At 69.7% G+C, this 6,023-nt stretch carries 7 protein-coding genes; 2 read left to right on the top strand and 5 right to left on the bottom strand.

The annotated features are described in order from the left end of the window. The 3 genes from B0W88_RS28900 to B0W88_RS28890 form a co-directional block, all read right to left on the bottom strand. Positions 1 to 538 (bottom strand): enoyl-CoA hydratase-related protein (locus B0W88_RS28900; protein WP_198937969.1); only part of this gene is annotated, 538 nt, incomplete at its 3' end. A gap of 5 nt (positions 539 to 543) precedes the next feature. Then, the gene (locus B0W88_RS28895; RefSeq protein WP_077038001.1) at positions 544 to 1,227 is read right to left on the bottom strand and encodes a GNAT family N-acetyltransferase; all 684 of its coding nucleotides are present in this window, start codon (positions 1,225 to 1,227) and stop codon (positions 544 to 546) included. 32 nt (positions 1,228 to 1,259) lie between these two features. Further along, a complete protein-coding gene (locus B0W88_RS28890) occupies positions 1,260 to 2,867 on the bottom strand; it encodes a carboxyl transferase domain-containing protein (protein WP_077038000.1) in 1,608 nt (535 codons plus the stop codon). Positions 2,868 to 2,981: 114 nt separating this feature from the next. Between B0W88_RS28890 and B0W88_RS28885 the strand changes: the two genes are divergently transcribed. Further along, positions 2,982 to 3,689 (top strand): TetR/AcrR family transcriptional regulator, encoded by a 708-nt coding sequence (locus B0W88_RS28885; RefSeq protein WP_233151884.1) that lies wholly within the window; start codon positions 2,982 to 2,984, stop codon positions 3,687 to 3,689. Here B0W88_RS28885 and B0W88_RS28880 read toward each other — a convergent pair. Continuing rightward, positions 3,675 to 4,277, bottom strand: a complete 603-nt coding sequence (locus B0W88_RS28880) for a DedA family protein (RefSeq protein WP_077037998.1) — start codon at positions 4,275 to 4,277, stop codon at positions 3,675 to 3,677. The genes B0W88_RS28885 and B0W88_RS28880 overlap by 15 nt on opposite strands. Before the next feature lie 18 nt (positions 4,278 to 4,295). Next, entirely contained in the window at positions 4,296 to 4,598 is a 303-nt protein-coding gene (locus tag B0W88_RS28875) for a hypothetical protein (protein ID WP_077037997.1), read from the bottom strand. Between the two features lie 115 nt (positions 4,599 to 4,713). Here B0W88_RS28875 and B0W88_RS28870 point away from each other — a divergent pair. After that, positions 4,714 to 6,023, top strand: a 1,310-nt coding sequence (locus B0W88_RS28870) for a FecR domain-containing protein (RefSeq protein WP_077037996.1), incomplete at its 3' end; no start/stop codon positions are given.

Raw genomic sequence — 6,023 nt, 5'->3', positions numbered from 1 at the left:
GGACCAGGCCCAGGCGATGCGCGTCGGCGGCGGAGAAGCGCTCGGCCGTCACGAAGTAGCGGCGCGAAGCCTGCTCGCCCAAAGCGCGCACGACATACGGGCCGATCGTGGCGGGCAGCAGGCCGAGCTTGGCTTCCGACAGGCAGAAGCCGGCGGACTCGACCGCCACGACCACGTCGCACACCGACACCAGCCCCACGCCGCCCGCATACACATCGCCCTGCACCCGCGCGATCACCGGCACGGGGCAGCTGTAGATCGCCCACAGCATCGCGGCGAGCTTGTCGGCATCGGCCTTGTTCTCGTCCCAGCTGTAGCCGGCCATCGCCTTCATCCAGTTCAGGTCGGCCCCGGCGCAGAAGGCCTTGCCCTCGGCGGCGAGGACGATGGCGCGCAGGGTCGGGTCTTGCGCCAGCGTGGTGAAGGTGGCGGCCAGCTCGGCGATCAGCGCCTCGTTGAAGGCGTTGCGGACCTCGGGGCGATTGAGGGTGACGCGGGCGACGTGGCCTTCGATTCGGACTTGGAGGCTGTGGGTCATGATGCTCAGGGTTCGGTAGGGGGCTCGGCGGCCAGCGGTTTGCACATCAGCACGGACCGGTAGGTCTTGCCCTGCCACTGCACGGCGCCTGCTTCGAGGTAACCGCGACGGGCATAACGCGCTCGAAGCGCGGAGGCCGGCTCGGCAGTGTCGAGGGCGATCTGGCGATGCCCTTGAATTTTCGCCCAGGCTTCGGCGGCTTCGATCAAACGCTCCGCCACGCCCTGGCCGCGCCAGTCAGGATGCACGCCCAGTTGGGCCAGGATGGCCGTGCCGGGCGTCGTGTAAAGCGGCGGCGGTGCATCGGCGATATAGGCCTCGTCGGAATCCTTCGGGCCGCGCACCGCCACGGTCCCGATCAAGCGCCCCCGCACAAGCGCCACGAAGCACTGCGCACCTTCGAGGCGCTGACGCGTCACCTCGACGGACTGATTCACGGCCGTGAAGTTCCACCCCTGCGCGGCCAGGCTGGCGTAGGCGGCATGCAGCAACTCGGTGAGAGCCTGCAGACTGTCGTCCGGATCCAGGCGGCGGATCGTGACCCTGAACTCCTTGAGGCGTTCGTGCTCGGCCTTCTGCCGCATCACCAGCCTCAAGCCCGCCTCCACGGCCGCCTTCTTGGTCTTGAAGGAACCGTCCGCAAGAAGCGGCGCGATCAGTTCGTCGTCAATCTCAATGGTCGTGCGCATGATGTGAAGGAGGTCGATGCCAGGGCCGCACACTACATCCGGAACACGCCGAAACGGGTCTCCGGAATCTCCGCATTCAAGGCCGCGCTGAGCCCCAATGCCAGGACACGCCGCGTATCCGCCGGGTCGATCACGCCGTCGTCCCACAGCCGGGCCGAGGCGTAGTACGGATGACCCTGGTCCTCGTACTGCTGGCGGATCGGCGCCTTGAAGGCCTCCTCTTCGTCCACACTCCAGGAACCGCCCTTGGCCTCGATGCCGTCGCGTTTCACCGTCGCCAGCACGCTCGCCGCCTGCTCGCCGCCCATCACGCTGATCCGCGCGTTGGGCCACATCCACAGGAAACGCGGCGAGTAGGCGCGGCCGCACATGCCGTAGTTCCCGGCGCCGAAGCTGCCGCCGATGATCACGGTGAACTTGGGCACCTGGGCGCAGGCAACCGCCGTCACCATCTTGGCGCCCGCGCGGGCGATGCCCTCGTTCTCGTATTTGCGGCCGACCATGAAGCCGGTGATGTTCTGCAGGAAGACCAGCGGGATCTTGCGCTGGCAGCACAGCTCGATGAAGTGCGCGCCCTTGTTGGCGCTCTCGGAGAACAGGATGCCGTTGTTGGCGACGATGCCCACCGGCATGCCCTCGATATGGGCGAAGCCGCACACGAGCGTGTTGCCGTAGCGGGCCTTGAACTCGTCGAACTCGGAGCCGTCGACCAGGCGGGCGATGACCTCGCGCACGTCGAAGGGCTTGCGGGTGTCGGTCGGGATCACGCCGTGCAGCTCGCTGGAATCGAACAGCGGTGCGCGCGGCGCCAGCGTGGCGAGCTGGCCCTGCTTCTTCCAGTTGAGCCGGCCGATCGACTGGCGGGCGATGGCCAGCGCATGGGTGTCGTCGTTGGCCAGGTGGTCGGCCACGCCCGAGAGGCGCGTGTGCACGTCGCCGCCGCCCAGGTCCTCGGCCGTCACCACCTCGCCGGTAGCCGCCTTCACCAGCGGCGGGCCGCCCAGGAAGATCGTGCCCTGGTTCTTGACGATGATGGTCTCGTCGCTCATCGCAGGAACATAAGCACCGCCAGCGGTGCAAGAGCCCATCACGACGGCGATCTGCGGCACGCCCTTGGCGCTCAGGTTGGCCTGGTTGTAGAAGATGCGGCCGAAGTGGTCGCGGTCGGGGAAGACCTCGTCCTGGTTGGGCAGGTTGGCGCCGCCGGAGTCCACCAGGTAGACGCAGGGCAGGCGGTTCTGGTCGGCGATCTCCTGGGCGCGCAGGTGCTTCTTGACGGTGATCGGGTAGTAGGTGCCGCCCTTCACCGTGGCGTCGTTGCAGACGATCATGCAGTCGACACCCGCCACGCGGCCGATGCCGGCGATCACGCCGCCGCCCGGGGCCGCGTTGTCGTACATGTTCAGGCCGGCCAGCGGGGCCAGCTCCAGGAAGGGCGTGCCGGGGTCCAGCAGCATCTCCACCCGGTCGCGCGGCAGCAGCTTGCCGCGGGCCACGTGCTTGGCGCGGGCGGCATCGCCACCGCCCTGGGCGATCGCCTCCAGCTTGGCGTACAGATCATCGAGCTGCCCGCGCATCGCCTCGGCATTGGCCTTGAAATCCGCCGAGCGGGCGTTGAGCTTGGTGGTCAGAACGGCCATCTGCGTCTCCAATGAGTAAGACTCAATTATTTTCAGAACGGAGCGCATCATAAGCCAGTAACAGCCAAAAACACCAGCTTGAGCTTTACTCAAAACTTGAGCAGAATGCGGTTCGTGAAGCGAGACCCAGCCCCCAGCATCCAGCGCCGCGCGCCCACCAGCGCCAAGGCCGAGCAGCGCGTGCGCGACATCCTGCGGGTGGGCCGCGAGGTCTTCGCCGAGCTCGGTTACGAACGCACGACGACCACCGAGATCGCCCAGCGCCTGGCCATCTCGGAGGCGACGATATTCACCTACTTCCGTGGAAAACGGGAGTTATGCCTGCGCGTCATCGGCGACTGGTACGACGAGACGATCGCCACCATCGAGGCCACGCTGCCGCCCGACAGCTCCACCCGCGAGCAGCTCGAAGCCTTCGTGCGCATCCACCTGAGCATCTTCCTCGTGCAGGGCACCGGCATCTGCGCACTGGTGCTCAGCGAGGGCCGCTCGCGCCCCGGCGCCGGCCCCGACCTGGGCGACACGCTCCATGAACTGCAGCGCCGCTACACCGCCCCGCTGATGGACCTGCTGGCCCGCGGCCAGGTGCGCGGCGAGATCCGCGCCGATCTGCCGCTGCGCCTGCTGCGCTCGCTGGTGCTGGGCCCGATCGAGCACATGCTGTGGGAACTGCTGGCCAGCCCGCAGCGCAACATCGACATCGAGGCCAGCACGCGCGACCTGGTGGCCCTGCTGTGGCAGGCGGTCCAGGCGCCCGACCAGGAGCTGCAGGCGCTGCGCGGCCTGCGCCACGAGTTGCAGAAGGCGCTAGACCGGGTCTGAGGAACGCCGCAGCAGGCGCTTCAGCACCGCGCCCACGGCCGCCAGCGCCACGCCGCTGAGCACGAAGACCCCGAGGTGCTCCCGCACCAGCGGCACCTGGCCGAAGTAGCGCCCCGCCGCCACCAGCCCGACCGACCACAGCGCCGCCGCCGCCAGCGTGGCCAGCGCAAAGCGCCGCCGGTCCATCAGCGCCAGGCCGGCGGCCACCGGCGCGAAGGTACGCAGCACCGCCACATAGGGCACCACCACCAGCCCCCAGCCGCCGTGGCCGGCGAAGAACTTGCGCGCCCGCGCCAGCGCCGGGCCTTCCAGCCAGCGCCAGTCTCGCTGGCGCGCCTGCAGCGCGATCCAGGCGCCGGTGCTGTAGGCCAGCGCATTGCCCAGCAGTGTGGCCACGAAGAACACGCCGATCAGAGGCCCGGTCTCCAGCCCGCCCTGCACCGTCAGCGCCCCGCACAGGAACAGCAGCGGATCGCCCGGCAGGAAGAACAGCGGCGCCACGCCGATCTCCAGCGCCACCAGCAGGAACAGCAGCGGGTAGATGGCCATGCCGTGCTCCCGGATGGCGGCGGCCAGTTCGGCTTCCATGAGCGAGCGCTCAGTCAGTCAGTCGACATGCGCGAGCCGATGCACCAGCGCGTGCTCGCACAGCTTGAACAGCAGGTAGGCCGCGATCGCCACCAGCGCATTCACGAGCAGCTCCAGCAACTGGCGGAAACCACCGTCGACCAGGCCCATCCAGCCGTTCTCCCAGAGGTAGCCGGCATTGGCCGAGACCACCTTCACCAGGTCCAGCGACAGCAGGCCGAACAGCAGGAAGGCCAGCGTCATCAGGACATAGCAGGCGGCTCGGTGCCGCAGCAGCCAGCGGTATAGGCGGGTCCGTTCGCCCATCGCGTTCGAGGCCATCGTCAGCTCTCCTTCCTTTGTTCCGTCCAAGCCTACGGGTCCGCCCGAAGCTTAAGACAGGGTCACTCCGCTACCATCTTCGCCAGGCCCCTCCGTGCGGTGGCCGGGGGGAAACATGAGGGGTGCCCACAACATCCGGCGGCAGGGCCGGGCCACCATCGTCGGCGCGCTGCTCGCCACCTTCGCGATCTGCGCCGCGGCGGCGCCCGATGCGGAGCCGGCCTGGAACTACCGCGTCCAGGCAGGCGACAACCTGTTCGACCTCAGCACCGCCTACCTCAAAGAGCGTACCAGTTGGCGGGAGCTGCAGAAGCTCAACCACGTGCCCGACCCGCTGCGGCTGCAGCCGGGTTCCACCGTGAAGATGCCGATCCGCCTGCTGCGCCGCGAGGCCAGCGTGGCGCAGGCGGTGTTCGTGCAGGGCCAGGTGGAGCTGCGCCGCGCCGGCAGCCCCGCGGCGGCGCTGCACTCCGGCGACGAACTGCACTCCGGCGACGCCCTCTCCACCGGCGAGCAGGCCACGCTGACGCTGCGCTTCGTCGACGGCTCGCGGCTGCTGGTGGCGCCCCGCAGCGAGGTGGCGCTGGACGAGCTGCTGGTGTTCGGCCGCAGCGCGGTGCCGGCGATGCGGCTGCAGCTGCAGAAGGGCAGCGCGGACAGCAAGGTCCAGCCCTCGGCCGACCGCCCGCCCGACTACCAGCTGCGCACGCCGACGCTGAGCCTGGGCGTGCGCGGCACCGAGTTCCGTGTGCAGGTCAGCGAGGACGGTCGCAGCGCCCGCGCCGAGGTGCTGGAAGGCCGCGTCGCCGGCACGCCGGCCGGCGCGGCCACCCAGCCCATCCCGGCCGGCTACGGCCTGGCCGCCGTGCAGGGCCAGAAGCCCTCGGCGCTGACGAAGCTGCTGCCCGCCCCGTCGCTGGCCGGCGTGCCGACGCGGCTCGAACGCATCCCGCTGGCGATCACCTGGCCGCCGCTGGAGGGCGCCGTCGCCTATCGCGCCCAGCTCTTCGACGGCGAGGAGCACCTGCTGCTGGATGGCCGCTTCACCGCGCCTTCCGCCCAATGGGCCGATCTCCCCGACGGGAGCTACCGCCTGCGCCTGCGCGGCATCGACGCGATCGGGCTGGAGGGCCTGGCCGCCGACTTGCCGGTCGTGCTGAAGGCCCGGCCCGAGCCGCCCTTCGCCCGCTCGCCGGCGCCGCAGGCCCGGGTCTACGGCGACAGCGCACCCTTCGCCTGGACCCAGCCGGCCAGCGCAAGCAGCTTCCGTATCGAGGTCATGGGAAGCGATGGCGCCAAGGCGTTCGAGCGCAGCGGCATCACGGGCACCGAGCTGGGCGTGCCGCTGCCGCCCGGCCACTACCGCTGGCGCCTGGCCAGCACCGCCACCGGCGCCGACGGCAAGCCCGACGACGGCCCCTGGGG

Origin of the sequence: Pelomonas sp. KK5 (assembly GCF_001984095.1) — a bacterium.
Classification (GTDB): Bacteria; Pseudomonadota; Gammaproteobacteria; order Burkholderiales; family Burkholderiaceae_C; genus KK5.
The sequence above is the reverse complement of the archived record's forward strand: the minus strand, read 5'-3'. Positions and strand labels throughout refer to the sequence as shown.

Bases quoted from the DNA above. Each gene is read 5' to 3' on its own strand.
- B0W88_RS28895 (WP_077038001.1), bottom strand. From the start codon at position 1,227: ATGCGCACGACCATTGAGATTGACGACGAACTGATCGCGCCGCTTCTT.
- B0W88_RS28890 (WP_077038000.1), bottom strand. From the start codon at position 2,867: ATGGCCGTTCTGACCACCAAGCTCAACGCCCGCTCGGCGGATTTCAAG.
- B0W88_RS28880 (WP_077037998.1), bottom strand. From the start codon at position 4,277: ATGGAAGCCGAACTGGCCGCCGCCATCCGGGAGCACGGCATGGCCATC.
- B0W88_RS28875 (WP_077037997.1), bottom strand. From the start codon at position 4,598: ATGGCCTCGAACGCGATGGGCGAACGGACCCGCCTATACCGCTGGCTG.